At 46.8% G+C, this 16,864-nt stretch carries 12 protein-coding genes; 1 reads left to right on the top strand and 11 read right to left on the bottom strand.

The window, feature by feature from the left end:
* Positions 1-34: 34 nt before the first annotated feature.
* Positions 35-949: a heme A synthase gene (locus QUB44_RS16105; RefSeq protein ID WP_333369207.1), complete on the bottom strand. Its 915-nt coding sequence runs from the start codon at positions 947-949 to the stop codon at positions 35-37.
* A gap of 442 nt (positions 950-1,391) precedes the next feature.
* Positions 1,392-2,579: a DUF6386 family protein gene (locus QUB44_RS16100; protein WP_333369205.1), complete on the bottom strand. Its 1,188-nt coding sequence runs from the start codon at positions 2,577-2,579 to the stop codon at positions 1,392-1,394.
* A gap of 420 nt (positions 2,580-2,999) precedes the next feature.
* Between QUB44_RS16100 and QUB44_RS16095 the strand changes: the two genes are divergently transcribed.
* On the top strand, positions 3,000-4,415 hold the full coding sequence (locus QUB44_RS16095) for an ABC transporter substrate-binding protein (protein WP_333369203.1): 1,416 nt from the start codon (positions 3,000-3,002) through the stop codon (positions 4,413-4,415).
* A 227-nt stretch (positions 4,416-4,642) separates the two neighbouring features.
* Here the strand turns inward: QUB44_RS16095 and QUB44_RS16090 are convergent, their stop codons facing one another.
* The 9 genes from QUB44_RS16090 to QUB44_RS16050 all read right to left on the bottom strand — a co-directional run bounded on the left by QUB44_RS16090 (position 4,643) and on the right by QUB44_RS16050 (position 16,654).
* Positions 4,643-7,144, bottom strand: coding sequence for a glycosyltransferase family 2 protein (locus QUB44_RS16090; protein WP_333369201.1), 2,502 nt, complete (start codon positions 7,142-7,144; stop codon positions 4,643-4,645).
* A gap of 701 nt (positions 7,145-7,845) precedes the next feature.
* Positions 7,846-8,427, bottom strand: a complete 582-nt coding sequence (locus tag QUB44_RS16085; RefSeq protein ID WP_333369199.1) for a hypothetical protein — start codon at positions 8,425-8,427, stop codon at positions 7,846-7,848.
* 166 nt (positions 8,428-8,593) lie between these two features.
* Positions 8,594-10,432: a CHAT domain-containing protein gene (locus QUB44_RS16080; protein WP_333161590.1), complete on the bottom strand. Its 1,839-nt coding sequence runs from the start codon at positions 10,430-10,432 to the stop codon at positions 8,594-8,596.
* Positions 10,433-10,540: 108 nt separating this feature from the next.
* Positions 10,541-11,680 carry a Gfo/Idh/MocA family oxidoreductase gene (locus tag QUB44_RS16075; protein WP_333369197.1) on the bottom strand — a complete coding sequence of 380 codons (1,140 nt, stop codon included), beginning with the start codon at positions 11,678-11,680 and terminating at the stop codon, positions 10,541-10,543.
* A gap of 215 nt (positions 11,681-11,895) precedes the next feature.
* Entirely contained in the window at positions 11,896-12,855 is a 960-nt protein-coding gene (gene gshB, locus QUB44_RS16070) for a glutathione synthase (protein WP_333369195.1), read from the bottom strand.
* A gap of 67 nt (positions 12,856-12,922) precedes the next feature.
* Positions 12,923-13,186 carry a glutaredoxin 3 gene (gene grxC / locus QUB44_RS16065; protein ID WP_333041860.1) on the bottom strand — a complete coding sequence of 88 codons (264 nt, stop codon included), beginning with the start codon at positions 13,184-13,186 and terminating at the stop codon, positions 12,923-12,925.
* 480 nt (positions 13,187-13,666) lie between these two features.
* Entirely contained in the window at positions 13,667-14,020 is a 354-nt protein-coding gene (locus QUB44_RS16060; RefSeq protein ID WP_333369193.1) for a PEP-CTERM sorting domain-containing protein, read from the bottom strand.
* 476 nt (positions 14,021-14,496) lie between these two features.
* Positions 14,497-16,089, bottom strand: coding sequence for a GTPase HflX (gene hflX / locus QUB44_RS16055; RefSeq protein WP_333369191.1), 1,593 nt, complete (start codon positions 16,087-16,089; stop codon positions 14,497-14,499).
* Between the two features lie 424 nt (positions 16,090-16,513).
* Positions 16,514-16,654 (bottom strand): hypothetical protein, encoded by a 141-nt coding sequence (locus QUB44_RS16050; protein ID WP_333369189.1) that lies wholly within the window; start codon positions 16,652-16,654, stop codon positions 16,514-16,516.
* Positions 16,655-16,864 lie beyond the last annotated feature (210 nt).

Below are 16,864 nucleotides of genomic sequence, written 5' to 3'. Positions count from 1 at the left end.
ATAAACCCGCCGCCTCTTACTTTAGTCTTATCTCTCAAGCTGATAAAACTCGATCGCGCCAAGCTAAAACACTAAAAGCTATCAGGGTTCCCAGCAAAGCAGCACCGACGGCTTGGTGGGCGACTGTCAGCGGTTCTACCTGAAGGTGCAGCCGGAAAGTTGCTAATCCCAGAACTAATTGAGCAATGAGGCAAACACTCGCCCAATTAGCTAGTTTTCGCAAGTTTTGACTCAGTGCAGGCTGCCGCCAAGCCATGACTGCTACGGCTAAAGTCGCTGCTGTAGCTGGTACGATACCGGCGATGTGGCTGTTCATTACCGAGCACAATTGTGAGGAGTCCAAACATTGGTGCAGTGCCCATCTAGAGCCTACTAATGCTCCTAGCAAACTTTGCAGGTAAACTAACAATGCTGCGATCGAACTTACCCAAGCCAATTTGCCGACATTTCCTGTAGCTTCGTAGGGAGTCAGCATGAAACCGATGACTAGCAGGGCGCCAAAAAACAGTAAAGCGGTTCCCAAGTGAGCGGTAACGATGTCAAATCTCAGCAGTTGTGTTACTGTCAAGCCGCCCAATACGCCTTGAAAAACGATTAAAAATAGTGCTCCGGCGCTTGCCCAAGGCAGCCATTTTGGCAGGCGACTGCGGTAAAACAAAGATAGCCCTAAAAGTGCGATCGCGCTCAAGCCAATTGCCGCAGCGTCCAATCGGTGAAACCATTCCAGAAATACCTGCAAATTCATTTGCGCGGCAGGTATTAATTGACCGTAGCACAGCGGCCAGTCGGGGCAAGCGAGCCCCGCATTCATGACTCGCGTGGCGCTGCCTACTGCCATTAACAGCCAGGTTGCGATCGCAATTTTCCACACTAGGCCGCGGATAATATTTTGTGGCTGCCACTGCACTCCTGCTGCTGCGTTTGGCTGATTTAAAACTGAGTTTGCCATGAACTTTACCTTAGCCTTTGTTATCGATCGAACTTAATGAAATAGCGAGCTTTTACTTTTGCTGAGCTTAGCGGAGCTTAACACTCTTTTTCGGTGACAAACCGTCATATATACTACCTTAGCGACATCGCAATCCAATTAGTTTGTCTTTAGATATTTTTCAACTTTCCTCTTTACATTACAAAGTATTGCAGCTATTTTTATAAATTTCAACAAACTTTAATTATTTTACCGAACCCTTTGCTGTTACAGCCTCCCTCCCACTCCCACTCGCGGAAGAAAATAAAGATATAATTAAGAAAAGCTTTTTTTCAAAGGTTTATGATATATATCCAACTTTAACGTAAAAATTTGTAACTAAATACAGGACTGAAGAGCTACCCCCTAGATGTTTTTCAAGGTAGTTCTGAGGTTGACTCACGTCAGATTGTATAATGTTGGTTTACTCTCTGTGACTCAAGTGACAGATCAACCTGTGAATTAATTCTCTTTCTGATAGGGCTAGTAATTCCTGTTGGCGATCGCTCATTAAATCTAGAGCATGAGCCACCCGCCATCCCAACTCACGGGCTTCTGTCAGGGACGCAATATGTTCTGCATAAAAGTGAGGATACTCCACATGGATGGAATTGGTAAGTTTGATTGCTGCACAGTCTGCAAAAAGACGCTTCAACTCCTCAATGGATTCTAAATCGGCAGGCACAAAAGTTGGATTATAAGGTTCAACCTCTGCCCAAAAAATCTCATTGCGTTTAAAGACCCGCTTCAACTCAACCAACCGGATTGCTACTACACACATTTCTGATTTATAGGAGTCGCCCTCGCTATATGTTGTGCCCCAATATCTTTCTTGAACCAGTGTCCCAATTGTAGGAACGTCTAACGATAAAACTGTAACCACCTGCCCGTCGCTTAGACCAAACGGTTCTAATCCAGTGATATCTAATCGGTGTTTAATGTAAGGGAAAATCACCTCATGCCACTGTAATACAGGGTACTCAGACCATTCCAACGGTGTGTGTTCAATCGATAACTCTTCGCCTTCAGAAAATACCACATCTTCGGAAGTTGAACACAGTCGATATAGATCTGGAAGCGTTGTTGGAGGCGTAATCGAATCTAGATCTGCCACAGGCTGAAAGTGAACAACATAGGCAGCTAAAGCTGACTCGGTTGAATAATTGTTCTCGTCCAGCGCACCTGGTTCGTCGTACCAAGCGATAGCATGAACCGTCACTCGATAATTGCCATTAGGTAACTCAATCCATCCATAACCCTCCGGATCGCATCGCTCGATTTCGTCACACTGTTCTGCGGGCAACACATCACCCCCATCCAGATAGAGAGATTGATGTTTTACATCCAACCGAAAATCGGCCCAACAGACTGCGTAGGTAAGTTCTCGTTCCGTCAATCCGACGTTAGTGAACCTAACTCTAGAATTACCGTCCCCCCCTGTGCAGACGGCAACAAGTGTTCCAGCGGCAAATTCTTTAAAAATGGCAAAGTCATAGCTCCACCAATTCAGAGGATCTGCCCGACGATGTGCCAGATCGTGCGGATGAAAGAGAAACCAAGCTGCCACATCAGTTCCAACACTCAGCGTTTTATCTAATTCACCAGTTATCATTTCTTGCCTGCTTAACTACATTTGGAATGGAGAAAGTGGCGCTCTTGCAGGGTAGGGTTCACTAATCTTTGATGCGGTAACTTATAAAAATTCCTGCACTTTTCTGGTGGAACCACTTTGAAAGCATTCAGACTAAAGAGTGCGATCGCTATTTTTACTGTGCCAATCTTACTGAATTATATCATGTCCGGGTGATCGCATATAATAAGGGAATAGTGACTACTGGATTTTAGGCTTGCAGGGTGCCTCAGCTCCGAGATCATCAATTGATAGATCCAATCACTCTATCTGACGCACCCTACATCAATTCTGGATCGCCAAGTTAAAATCACTTTTTCTCCTTGGTCAATGTTTTTGACTCCCTCCTAATAACTAATGACTAATGACTTCGTTATTTCAAAAATCTAAAAAGGTAAAATTATGTCACAAAAAAATGAAACTGCTGTTCTCATCTTGTCGCTCCTAATTACGATCGGGCTAGCCGGTGCAGGTATTTGGTGGCTGACAAGCCGTAGCGGCACGAATTTCAAAGGTTTTCCTCCCGACAATCAGGCATTATCCAATAAATCCCCGCAGTCTGAACAGTCAATTGAGCAGCGTTTGAGCGCGGGGAACAAACTGTTAATTGCGGGGGGAGCAACAGCAAAAAAAACAGAAGCTGTAGGGGCGATCGCCTCTGGCAAGTATAACGCAGCTATTTCCGACTTACAAGCTTCCCTGAACACCAATCGCAACGATCCAGAAGCACTAATTTACCTCAACAACGCCCGCATCGGCGATCGCAAATCCTACACAATTGCCGCCGCAGTTCCCATTGGCGCCGATATCAACGGTGCTCAAGAAATTCTGCGGGGCGTCGCTCAAGCTCAAAATGAAATCAACCAAAGCGGCGGCATTAGCGGTACTCCATTAAAAGTGCTAATTGCTAACGACGACAACAACCCAGAGATTGCCTCGCAAATTGCCAGCGCGATCGCAAATAACTCTGAAGTTTTAGGAGTGATCGGGCATTTTAGTTCTGACGCAACGCTAGCAGCCAGCAAGATTTACCAGCAAAAACAATTAGTAGCAATTTCTCCCACAAGTACGTCGGTGCAGCTTTCAGGAGTTGGCAACAATATATTTCGGACAGTGCCGAGCGATCGGTTTGCGGCTAATGCTCTTTCCCGCTATATGCTGACAAAATTGCAAAAGAAAAAAGCTGCTGTATTTTTCAATTCTGCTAGCAATTATAGCAAATCTTTAAAAAGTGAATTCACTACTGCTCTTTACGGAGATGGCGGACAAGTAGTATCGGAATTTGACTTTGCTAAGGGTAATTTTAATGCTGCCGATAGCTTTAAAAGCGCGATCGCCCAGGGAGCAGAAGTGATTGTGTTAGCAGCCAATACCGCCACGCTCGACCAAGCTTTGCAAGTAGTGCAAGTAAACGCCAAACGCCTGCCGTTACTCGCAGGAGACGACGTTTATACTGCTAAAATCCTGCAAATCGGTGGCGCGGGAGCAACAGATATGGTGCTGGCAGTTCCTTGGCACATTCTCGCAGATCCGCAGTCAAACTTTCCCCAAACATCCAAACAACTTTGGAATGCTGAAGTAAGTTGGCGCACAGCTTTAGCCTACGACGCAGCCCAGGCGTTAATTGCCGGTTTAGGGCGCAATCCGACTCGTACAGGCATTCAACAAGCTTTATCGGCGTCAGATTTTTCGGCAAAAGGAGCATCCGGCCCGATTCGGTTTTTACCTTCGGGCGATCGCAATCGAGCAGTTCAATTAGTAACTGTTAAACCCGGAAATCGCACCAGTTACGGTTACGAGTTTGTGCCGATTAATTAAAAAACAAGTTCTGGTCATTTGTCTATGTATAGCCGAAGGAAGAAGGAAGAAGGAAGAAGGAAGAAGGAAGAAGCAATAAAATCAATCGTGTCAGCCATTAACAACGTCCTAACCGTCTTGGCGGTTGTTATCAACTCTACCATTGCTCCTTGGCGGGGGCTGCTTGATCGGATTGTTTGTTGGCGCAATAAAGGTTTGGTGAAACCCACCCGGGATGGAAACTCGATCTAAAGTTGTGAAACTCCGATCGGCCTAACTTCCCTATTCCTCTCAAAAACAGCCCTCGGTTTCAAAGCAATTCTCAACAACAGCCACAGCGATCGCCATTCTCCGGGAGTTTCCTGCCGCTGCCACTGGCCCGGGCGACAGTAAAGCATTTCGATCAAACAGCGGTGCTGGCTAATGTTCAGGCGATCGAACGCAATTCGCACAGTGGGAAATTCTACAAAACTGCACTCTTTTCCATCCCGAAAACTCGACTCCAACTGAGATTTATCGCTCACCAACTCAATCTTAGCCACAGGAATAAAACAGTTCTCTTCCATAATTTTCAGAGTCGCCGAATCGCAATCAATCAAACCTTTGGCCAAACGACCCTCACTACCCAACTCAAGAACAGAGGGCGCTAGCGAGTTCCTCGCTTTGACTGCCGCCCTGCGAGGGAGCGCTTTTATTTTACCCTGCGATAAACTTGTCTGAACGGCATATTTTGGCAAAATCTCTGCTGGGTTCAAACTCTCTTTACTACCTTTACTTTTCACCGCAAAACTTGGCCACTGGGTCAGAGCAACTTCAGCGCCACTTTCGGAAATTACAGTGGTTATACCCCAAAAACTTTGACCGCCAATATTCAGTTGTACAACCCTGCGTAAATTGAACCATTCGTAAATGTCCGGCTTAGGAATATCCACCAAAATCAGCAAGGCAATCCCCAGCATCAGCAGGTTGTACGCGCTCCAAATCCATCCCAAACCCATGCCTTTTGACAAATCTGCACTTTCTGATATTGACTGTACGGTGCCAACATTTTTAACTAAATTAATGTTTAAATTGTGCCACAAACTGACTGCTGTAGCTGCGAACAAGACAATCAAAGGCCATCCCAAATTCCAATTAAAACGAAAGCGATCGCTCGCCATTCCTTTTGGCGTCACCTGAAACCCTTTCCCAAACGGATTCAGCATGGAACTCACCACCGTCACCGCTAAAGGAATACACTGGACGAACGAATAAATATCCGAAAGCAAAGCCGATCCCGATCGGCGGTTCAGCCAAGAAAACACAGTCAGTTGCACCAAATAGTAAGGCAGGAAAAAGTACAGCAATTCCCGCGCACTTGCCCGCAAAGGAATTATTCCAAAAAATGAATAAGCTAAAGGTATTAACAGATATAAAACCTTGGTTAAACTGGTAAACCAGTGCAACAATCCTTCCAAATGAGACAGCCTTTGTACGAATCTGAGACCGCGAATTGTTAAAGGATTGGAATCAATAAAAAATGCCTGAAGCGTGCCTCGCGCCCAGCGTAGCCTTTGATTTAGATGAGCCTCTATACTTTCAGCCGCCAAACCAGCACTCAATTTTTCATCTAAATAAACTAAGCGATATCCGGTTGCTGACAGCCGAATTCCGGTAAAATAATCTTCGCAGATTGAATCTGTGACCAAGCCTCCCGCTGCTTCTAAAGCACTTCGCCTCACTACAAAAGATGTACCGCAACAAACTACGCTGTCGGCGCTGTCTTTGATGATTTCAATTTGCCGATAAAAGATTTCTTCTTCCGGCGCGAGCACATTTTCTAAACCTAAATTACGGGATATTGGATCGTGGTTGTAAAAGCTTTGCGGTGTTTGAACGAGGGCGATTTCGGGATTTTGAAAAAATCCAACTGTGCGAGTTAAAAAGTTTTTAGTGGGAATAAAATCGGCATCGAAAACTACAATTAATTCTCCATTAGTTAGGGCTGTGGCATGATTGATGTTTCCAGCTTTGGCGTGAATATTATCGGGTCTGGTTATATACTCGCATCCCAGTTCTTTTGCTAGCAACTTGATTTCATGCCGCTTGGTATCGTCGAGCAAATATACTTTTTTGTTGGCATAATCTAAAGCTTGACAGCCGATTACACTGCGCCGTAAAATGAAAGTCGGTTCGTTGTAAGTTGGGATAAAAATATCTACGGGCGGGGTGAAGTTTCCAGCTTCCACTGCAACTGCCATGCGATCGGCTTCTTGACGCCGATCTTTCATTCTCAGCATTAAATACATTTGAATACTGGTGTTGAAAACCAGTAACATTTCTAGGAAAAACAGCCCCAAACTAAAGATACCGTTGAGGGGATCGGTTAAATTTAGAGTAGCTAGCGATCGCCATAAAACGTAGCGAATGGTTAAAGCCAGAACTATTGCAACTACTACAGCGCGCGACCATTTCTGCGGTTGAGGCGAAATTTTAATTGCACCTAAAGCGGTCGAAACCAGCATAAAAGTCGGCAGTAACAAATACATCTTGCTCGTAGCAGGCACTTGCAGCCACACAGGCGGGTTTTGCTGCCAAGTGTTGATTGTGGCAAAAATACCGCTGACTGTACCTTCACTGCCAAACCAGGCTGCGGCGATCGCACCTGCGAAAGCAACCACCCCCAAGACGACTAGCGTTGCCGTCTGCACCCGCGAAATCCGCCCAAAGCGGCGTTTCAAGTCTTGAAAATCAAATCTTGAAGTTGTCATAAAATAATTTTAAAGTCCCGATCGTGCATGCAACAGTAAGGGTTTCCTGCTGTCCACTTTTTAATTCAGTTGAAAATTCCGACACACCCCAATTACTCTATTTACATTTTTTAACATTCTGACCATTGTATGATAATTCATCTTGCTTGGTGTTGCCAAACTGCTTAGCGAGTCCAAACCTGGTTAAATATAGCAGAAGGAAGAAGGAAAAAGGCTTTAGTTACCTAGGAGAGAAGTCAATCGATTTTAGATTTTAGATTTTAGATTTTAGATTGAAGCATTGACCCCACGGATAAATTCGGGGGCTTGTATCCTGGATGCTTTCGGTCAGAAGCAACCTTCGGCAAGGATTTCAGCAATTAAGAACCTCTTAACTTACATCTTGCAGCAATGTCAGCAACAGGCTTTCGGGCCTGTTCCACAATAAAAAATATTTCTTGTGGGCCGTTTCTGCGACGCCGCCCATAAAAAGCTTATTGAAAATGCTGCCACATCTGTGTCCTAACCGTCGGGCGTGTTTGCTATAGTTCAAAAAAAAATTATCTTGTCTACAAATCAAATAGGATTGCTATATCAAACTATAGCAATCCTATTTAATTTAACAATTAGACGAACTTGACATCTAACTAAAGGTAGATTAATTTTATATTAATTTAAAAAAATTACCGCTATCCCAGCCCAAAAACCAAGCCATCAAAAAACTAATCAGCAATTTCTAATTGCGAGATTGCATAGCGGGCGACAGCCAAACTAACTCTGGCTTGTTCTATTTCCGACAATTGGGCCCAAGGTCTTTTAGCCGCCATGACCAATTCCCCCCCTTCCGAATCCACATCTCGCATGGCATAAGCCAAAGGACGTGCCAACACCTGCAAATCTTCCTCAGCCCACTGAGGCAAAATATCTAAGACGCACTCTACCATCTGGTCAGCTAAAGATTGATACTTAACAGTTGCGTTTTGCACGCTTTGAGCGATGCTGGCCAGAAAATCTTGAGGAACGCGAGCAAATTTCTCGCGCAAAGACTTTTGCAGAGCAGTCGTCAGCCAAACTTGTTCTAATTGCGAGAATAAAACTTGCGACTTCAGGGCAATATCGCTGTCGCTGAATGAATCAGATAGCGCAAATTCCTGCTCTAGGGCAGTTAAATAAGATTCGGATTCAAGCTGTGCAGGATTCCAGGGGTAAGCAACATCAGTCTGAACAATTGTGGCGAGAAGTTCCATCTGGGCCTGAGTTTGAGACTCGCGAAAATATTCAGAATCAGTAGAGTGGGTAGCCATGATGTAATACCTCAGGGGGAAAAGGAAAATATAGAAGGGGGACTGTGCCAAGAGCTAGTTGGGAGCTATCAGTGGTAAATAACTCTTTTAAATTCAGACTGGAGACTCAACGCCCAGAACTTTGCTGTGCCAGTCGCCGCTTGCCTTCATTAGCTACACACGCACCTTAATTCGTTCCGCAATCAGTCTCACTGTAGCCCGAAGTTTTGGGAACCTCAATAGTGAACTCAAAAATCTGACCTTGAGAACTGCCAAATTTTAGCTGAGTCCCGCTGCGTAGCAGCAATTCTTGGTGGTGAACTCTCTGCCATCCCTCAGATCCCAAAACTAGAGTCCCGTAGCGAGAAAAATCGCGGAGGAAGTAGCTAGGTTCTTCCCGGCTATCTCCGATAGTGTTGCGGCAGAAAATCTCGGCGTGTTTTTGAGAAACCCACTGTTCTCGAATCACTACGTCGTTTTCTTCCCACCGTCCGACTCGAACCATACCTGCGCGAATCGGCCAAACCTGATTGGTGGAGTCGGTGGATTTGGCATTCGGTCGATCGCGCCCCCGCAAATAAGCACAAGACGGCAAGCGTCCCAGCCAAGTAGAAGAATTTAAAGGCAACTCAGTTTTGAGGTCATCTACCGGCTCAGTTAGCTGACCGTCAAACTCAGGGTGCATATACAGCACAGGCAGCGTCCAAGCCGGCTGATTGAACTTGTAGAGCGTTAGTAACTGCTGTCTGGCGACGGCGACTGCCCGATCGATCGACATCCGGCCGGCCAAAGCTTGGGCAAAAGTTTGGATAAAACTCAGGGCCTCGCGATCGGCGATCGAGTCCCGCATCCCCAACACCGCAGGCACCCCGTGATGGATCAGTACCTCAGCCAAACTGCTACGGGCGATCGCCTGTTGCTGGCCGTTAGTTGAGTGCCACATCTCCACCGCCGGCTGAGCTCCCCAGCAGGCATTAAACACCGCCAGAGTCACGCGGCACCGAACTAATACCTGAGCTAGTTCAGTGCCATTGATCGCCGTTTCCGGCCCCAAAAACAGCAAACCGCCGTCGGGGCCAGGTATCCCGTGGCCGGCGTAGAAAAGAATGTTGTAAGCTTGCGTTTCCAGCCGAGAAATTAGTTCCGCCGCAGTAGGTTCGATCAGAGTATCGACGCGAGTCGGAACGCTGATGTCAAAATATTTGCCGCTGTCGTCGGTTTGAAAAGCACTTTCCAGAATCCCCGCTAAGGCCAGTGCTTCTTCTCCCAACTGCAAATGACCGTTATTACTGTTGGAAAATTGAGAATTAGCACCGCGGCCGGATTCTGCTTGTCCCAAAACTAGCAAAATGTTGAGCGACTCTGCAGGCTGCAGGGGTGGCAAAGGTTCAACATTGCTGGTAGTGCGGCTGAACAGCAGTTGCTGCGACAGAGAAATTGCCGGTTGACCTGCTTGAGGCTGCATAATTTCCCAAGGCAAAGCAATTAAATACGGTTCGCGCAAATCTATGCGTACTCGCAGGGGTAGATTTTGCCCGATCGCGATACCTTTACTTTCCTGGAGACTACCCTGAATCGGCCCTTCAAACAGCCACTGCCAAAGATTAATCCCCAAATGCTGCATCAGGCGGCTGCTGTAGCTTGCCGGTGCCCGAGGCGGATGCTGATCCCCTTTGTTGCCCCACCCCCGTTGACCGAGGTGGAGCGGCACAGAGGGCGTCGCTGGAGCGAGGTCGAGCGACTGAAGACTTCGTTGTTCAGTTTCTGCCAGTATATTCTGGTTGTTTTCTGGCGAGACGAAACTGCCATCAGGATTTAGGGGCAATTCGTGAATTGTCCCGGAGGGCGAAAACATTTCCTGCCAAGCTTTCCAAGATTGGGAGAGGGTATCGGGCCACATACAGTCGTGGTGAACGTACCCGCTGGGATAAGGAGCTTGTAGAACCCAAGTGGCAAAATGGTTTGCCCCAGCGGTTCTCAGGCGAGCGATCGCTATACTGAGGCAAGGACTTTCAGGGCGCGCCATTCACAACTACCGACTCTGGATATAGGGTTGAATTGAGTTTCTCTATTTGTAGTTTATCGGGTTTGGGGTGCGATCGAGTGCGAGAGATTCCTTTGGGAGTTTTTACTTTTACTTAGTGCCCAAAAATTTATCTATATTAGGTAAATCTACCCAAGTTCCCGTAGCATTCGACTCCTGGGTCAAATCCATCAACAACTGCGAGTAAACCCCTTCTCTGAGGGACGGTATCAAAGATTGGCCCGCATCTATTGCTTCTACCCACCTATCTACTACTCGAATAAACGGTGCAATCCTCCCGTCTGGATAAACTTGAGGAAACTCCAATCTTTGAGGAATTTTGATTTCAGCTAAAGGTTCTCCACCTTGGGAACCCCACAAGCGAAATCCGTGGACGTAATCTTGCTGGTTGTCGCTTCCCAATACCAACGTACCCTTACTCCCGTATATTTCCACCCAGTGTCCCCGCCCTTGATAAGTAACCGAACTCAAACAAACTTGACAAGGAGTTCCCCCTGCTAATTCCAACATCAAGGTGCAAGAATCATCTGCATCAACTAATTTTAAATTTCCCGAATCATTCGGATCTGGCCGCCGCGAAATTCCTGTAATTAATTGCCCAGAAAGCCTCTGCGGCGGGCCGAACAGCCAGCTAATATAATCAAAAACGTGAGAACCTGTCGCGCCCAAAACTCCGCCCCCTCGCTCTTTTTGCGCGTACCAATTCCAAGGGCGACTCGCATCAGCGCGGCTCGACACCAGCCAGTCAATCTTAATTAAACGCTTTTCTCCCACATATTCTGCTGCCAATAATTCTGCTAGCATTTGCCATGCGGGGATGAAGCGAAACTCAAAGTCCATTGTGGCAATTGCTCTCGAACCACCATTTTTAAAATCGGTTTGAGATTCGTTGTTTGCCAATCGGTAAAGTTCCCTGGCTTCATTTGCTGTCAGGGCGGTGGGTTTTTCTAATAATAAATGCTTGCCTGCTTCCAAAACGGTTTTTGCCATTTCATAATGCAAAAATGGCGGTGTGGAAATGCTGACGCCCGCCACTTCTGGGATCGCTACTATATCGGCGATCGAGTTGCAAGCATAGGGGATATTGTGGGTAGAGGCGATCGCCTTTGCTTTGTCTAAATTCCGGTGGTAAACAGCCACAACCTCTGTTCGGTGATGTGCCTGGAATCCTGGAAGGTGCACTTTTTGACCGAAACCTGTACCGACTACTGCAACGCCAATTTTTGACATAATTTAATAATTGTTAACTGTTGACTGTTGACTGTTGACTGTTGACTGTTGGCAGTGGATAGTTGGCAGTTGGTAGTTGGCAGTTGTTAGTTGGCAGTTGTTAGTTGTTAGCGGCGATCAATAACTAATGACAAATAACTCATAACTAATAACGACTAATTAATGACTAATAACTCATAACCAATGACTAATGACTAATGACTAATGACTAATGACTAATGACTAACTACCCATTCAATTACTTGTTTTCCCAAACTAACGCCGTCAAACAAGTCAATTTCTCTGATCCCTGTAGGGCTGGTGACATTAACTTCTGTGAGATAACCGCCAATGATATCAATGCCAACAAAGTACAGTCCGTCCCGTTGCAGCACTGGTTCTAACTGAGTGCAAATTTGCAGTTCGCGATCGGTAATTTCGGTTTTTGCGACTCGGCCGCCGACGGCCATGTTGCCGCGAAATTCATTGCCAGTGGGAATACGGTTGATAGCACCGATCGGCTTGCCGTTCAACAGCACTATCCGCTTGTCTCCCTCTTTTGCTTCCGGCAGATAAGTCTGAACCATCACTGGAATTTGCCCTTGTTGAGTGCTAATTTCGACCAGGGAGTTGAGATTGCGATCGTCCGCTTCCAGAAACAAAATCCCCTCGCCAGCTTTGCCGCCCAAGGGTTTAAGAACTGCCGCTCCTTTTTTCTCAACAAATTGCCGAATTACCTGCTTGTTTTGAGAAACAATTGTCTCCGGGATCGCTCCTTCAAATTGCAAAGCATACATCTTTTCATTCGCCGCCCGCAATCCTTTGGGACTGTTAACTACCAAAGTTTTAGCCGGATCGATGCCGTCTAGAAGGTAAGTAGCGTAAAGGTAAGGAACGTTGACTGGGGGGTCTGTCCGCATGAATACTGCGTCCATTGCTTCGAGTGGCTGCAATGTAGGCTGTTCCACCTCGTACCAGATCTGAGCCGCCTCCCAGCGTCCATCTACCACTTTTACTGGGGTGAGGGCTACCCGACTGAGTATTGCCCAGGTTTTGCCGCCGATGACGCTTAGTTCGTTGGCTTGAGTCGCCCACACTTCGTGACCCAACTCTTGAGCTGCCTCCATCAGCGCTACGCTGGTATCGTGTCCTGGAATTAGTCGCGCGAGGGGATCGATGATGAATGCAAATTTCATTGTCAATTAAAATTAAGAATTGGTCGCCGGAAAATTTGGGCTAACGGAAAATTCGACAGGGAATGCCTCATTTTGCTGCTAGCAGGGGGTCTAGCTGGCCTAGAGCATCGAGTTTGTGGATTTCGTCGCAACCACCTATGTGTTGGTCGTTAATGAATATTTGTGGGAGGGTGCGGCCTCCGTTGGCTCGATCGCTCATTTGAGCTCGTGCTGCTTCATCTCCGTCGATCGCGTACTCTGTAAAATCAATCCCTTTTCGCTTTAGCAGTGCTTTGGCACGAACGCAAAACGGGCAGGTTCTCCAAGTGTAAATTTCTACTTTAGGGGTCATGGACGCTCAAGCAATAACAATATTTTTTAATTGTAATCTTAACCCTAGTGCGGACTGTTTTTAGTTCCTAGGCTGAAACCCTCGATTTTGCGTTGGTAGCAAACTTGCCTTGGAGCCTTGAAACCCTTATTCTACGGTTGCCTATAAAAAACTGTCCGAAGGATTGATCTTAACCAATCTTATTTTAATTTTTATATTTTAATTTTTATTTTATATAGCAACCTTATCTTTTACACCGGAGGTTATTCATTGCTGAAACCCTTGCCGGCAAGTGCATTTGCCTTCTTCCTTTTTTTTACCCTGGCTGAAGTCGCTATCGCTTTCTTCCTTCAACATCCGGCTCTATTTGCAGCGCACAAGCGAGGTGTCAAGTTATTTTTTATACAATTTTTTATTTCTTATATAAATTTAAGTAAACAAATACCCACGCTCAAAAAAACGGAGACATTGTAAAGGCAAACAGGTTGGTCATCAGCCTGCCTAGCGCTGCGAACCAACCTGCTTGTTTCGCTTTCTGCACGAACAGATCATTCCTGCACCTGTCAGTAGGACTGCGATCGCAGTACCCGGTTCAGGAATAGCAGTTGAGTTTCTCGAAGGTGTGCCTGTGTATATTTGGGACAAACTCGGCTGGGTCGCCGGCGGTTCGGGTAATGGCGGTTCGGGTAATGGCGGTGGTGTTGGTGCCGGGCTGGGGGCACAGGCAGTAGAATAATTTCCAGGCCCACACACATCTACTTGTGCTGCTGCCGGAGGGGCGGCAGCTAGATAGTAAAACGCTGTTGCCATTGTGGCAGAGAGTCCAATTGCTAGTTTTGCCAGTGGCGTACACATAACTATTTAGTTAAACAGTGGTAAAATCAGTGGTAAAATCAAAAAATAGAAATAGTCCTAGAGATTAGCGCTGTACGACGGGCAAGGATTTTAGAGTTCTAACAATAAATGGATGTATTTTCTCGCGGACGTCTGTAAAAGATAGTATAGCGCTTGAGGTGAGTGCCCAAACACTTTAATAATATTATTCTCTTTTACATTGACGTCGCGTACCGTGGTTGGGCCAGAGTGAAGCAACATCTTTTTGCAACCTCTGAACCAACAGCCGTTACAGCCATTAACAAAGAGTGTTTTTACCTTGACCGGGGCCTCCGGAAATTATTTATTTAACCGATCGCAAAATAGAGCTGCTGTATTGTACTTTGCCATGCACAATCTGACTACTCTTTTATAATCTCATAGTTCAACTAGATCTGTCCTCAGTATATGTACGTATATTCCCCCATGTCAACTACTCAAAAGAAATATTTAAGTATTTACCGAGGGTAGAGGGCGTATTGAATGAGCTGAGCTAGTCTGTCGCGGAGAGTTTCCATCCCCAAACCTTTGGCCGCCGAAATAAATACTGCTTGAGGAAATTCTTCTCGGGCGAGGGCGAGAGTCTCTCCATCTACGGCATCGATTTTGTTAAAAACTACAAGGGCTGGCCCGGGAGTTACGGGCATATCTGTCAAAATATTCATGACCGATCGAATTTGGCTCTGCCACGCGGGATGGGAGAGATCGACCAGATGCAGCAAAGCATCGGCGTCAGTGACTTCTTCGAGGGTAGCCCGGAAAGCGTCGATCAAGGCGGGAGGCAGTTCGCGAATAAAGCCCACTGTATCTGTGAGGACGATCGACAGGGGTTCCCCGGTGACGCCGGGAATGGTCAACCGTCGAGTTGTGGGGTCGAGGGTGGCAAATAACTGGTCGGCGGCATAGACTTCGGAATTTGTGAGCAGGTTGAGCAGAGTCGATTTACCCGCGTTGGTGTAGCCCACGATCGCCACTGAGGGTACATCGTGATGATGGCGGTTCTGTCGCAGCCGAAAGCGGTGCGCCAGCAGTTGATTTACTTCTTGCTGCAATCGAGAAATGCGTTTGGCGATCGTCCGCCGTTCGGTTTCTAGCTTGGTTTCCCCAGGGCCTCTGGTACCGATGCCGCCACCCTGTCTCGACATTGCCTGACCGCGACCTCTGAGCCGGGGCAGGGCGTACTCTAGCTGAGCGAGTTCGACTTGCAATTTACCCTCGCTCGATCGAGCTCTTTGGGCAAAGATGTCGAGAATTACCTCTGTTCGATCGACAACGCGAAGACCTATCTGAGTTTCCAAGTTCCGTATTTGTGCGGGGGCCAGGTCGCGATCAAATACCACGAGGTTAGCACTAATCGTCTGAGCGGTGAGGGAAATTTCCTGAACTTTGCCTTCGCCAACGACTGTCTGCGGATGGGGGCGCGATCGTTTTTGGCGCACTGTTTGCAGTACCTGACCCCCGGCGCTTTCAACCAGCCGCGTGATTTCTGCGAGCCCGTCCTCAAACTCCAACTGAGTCATGTGCTGAGTCATTACACCTACCAGCAGCACTTTGTCTTGGTCTGCATCGACCTGCTTAGCGACAAACTCTGCTTCAAACTCTGCTTCGAGCCCTTCCACCAAATCCAGAAAGTCTTGGTCGGCGAGTTCGTCCAAATTCAGCGGTTCTGATATTTTCCAGGGAAAGTGTGGAGTTTGAATTAGTGACTTTTGAATTGAAGGCTCTTCTATTTCATCAGTTGAATCTGGTTCTAACTGAGCGCTCAAAACAGAAAACTCAAAATTTGGCTGGTCTCCCTGGGGTATCAAGTGAGCGAGATAAGCTTCTTGGATGTAACCAGTCGCACCGCCCCCCCGGCGCTGAAATCCTCCGCCGGTCAGTGTCAGCCAAACCAGGGCATCCAGGCGCTGAATTGCCATTGCTGTGAGGGCTGCTTCGCTTGGGGTTTCTGGCTTCAGGTGAGTGGCGATGCAGCGAATGCCGCTGAGGCGACCTCCCCCGTAGCGGGGCAATTCTAGGGGCGCAATCTGCGTTTGCCGGGGTGTACCCACGCCGACACGAATTACTTGTCCGCGACGGTTGATGTAGGTGCAGATTGGTTTGTCTATTTCCGTGCTGATGGCTGCGACGCGCTGGGCGAATTCTGCAGTGGTGATGCGATCGCCCGGTAGTCGCTGGTGGTAAAGCTTTTCGAGTTGCTTGAGCTGGCTGGACTTTAAACCTTGAAGATTGCCGTAGATGGTTTCGATAACTGTTTCTCCCGATCGATCTATTTATCTCTTATTTTAGTTAACTCAAGGGCGATCGTGTTCGGCTTTTCAGTTGAAATTTACTAAATTTTCTTGCTTCTAGGATTTCGCGGATTGAGTCGGGGCGAGATCAAAAACGGATACTTGCTTTCCGACAACAGTCGTGAGTCTGCCAAAATTTTAGAGCTTCCAGATTCATCTGTGGAGTAAATCTCAAATCTGAAATCTACTGAAGAGTCAAAAGCGCCGTTGTTTGTCGCTGCAGCGCGATCGGGCTTTTCACAGCAGCAATCTCAACTTCCAGTTGTATATAGTATTCAGAGATCCAGGCGATCGCTGAAAAATCTCGCGCAACAAAAGTTAACACTTTATTTTTTGTTTCAAAATCCTCCTTTAGACTTGTGTGTATCTTGAGCCTAGAGACAGATAGCAAAGCAGAAATTAGGTCGCTACCATGAGAAGCGAACATTGTTAAGGAATGTAAAAACATGGAAACTCGTGGGAGCATGTCACTTTTGCAATAAGTATTTATACTTGTTGTGCAGTTTTTGGCGGTCTACCAATTAAGCCATTTAAG

This window comes from Microcoleus sp. AT3-D2 (assembly GCF_036705715.1).
Taxonomy (GTDB): Bacteria; Cyanobacteriota; Cyanobacteriia; order Cyanobacteriales; family Microcoleaceae; genus Microcoleus.
Note: the sequence above shows the minus strand (reverse complement) of the source record. Positions and strands in the feature narration are given on the sequence as shown.

Bases quoted from the DNA above. Each gene is read 5' to 3' on its own strand.
- grxC (WP_333041860.1), bottom strand. From the start codon at position 13,186: ATGACCCCTAAAGTAGAAATTTACACTTGGAGAACCTGCCCGTTTTGC.
- gshB (WP_333369195.1), bottom strand. From the start codon at position 12,855: ATGAAATTTGCATTCATCATCGATCCCCTCGCGCGACTAATTCCAGGA.
- QUB44_RS16080 (WP_333161590.1), bottom strand. From the start codon at position 10,432: ATGGCGCGCCCTGAAAGTCCTTGCCTCAGTATAGCGATCGCTCGCCTG.
- QUB44_RS16095 (WP_333369203.1), top strand. From the start codon at position 3,000: ATGTCACAAAAAAATGAAACTGCTGTTCTCATCTTGTCGCTCCTAATT.
- QUB44_RS16075 (WP_333369197.1), bottom strand. From the start codon at position 11,680: ATGTCAAAAATTGGCGTTGCAGTAGTCGGTACAGGTTTCGGTCAAAAA.
- QUB44_RS16100 (WP_333369205.1), bottom strand. From the start codon at position 2,579: ATGATAACTGGTGAATTAGATAAAACGCTGAGTGTTGGAACTGATGTG.
- QUB44_RS16060 (WP_333369193.1), bottom strand. From the start codon at position 14,020: ATGTGTACGCCACTGGCAAAACTAGCAATTGGACTCTCTGCCACAATG.
- QUB44_RS16090 (WP_333369201.1), bottom strand. From the start codon at position 7,144: ATGACAACTTCAAGATTTGATTTTCAAGACTTGAAACGCCGCTTTGGG.
- QUB44_RS16085 (WP_333369199.1), bottom strand. From the start codon at position 8,427: ATGGCTACCCACTCTACTGATTCTGAATATTTTCGCGAGTCTCAAACT.
- QUB44_RS16105 (WP_333369207.1), bottom strand. From the start codon at position 949: ATGGCAAACTCAGTTTTAAATCAGCCAAACGCAGCAGCAGGAGTGCAG.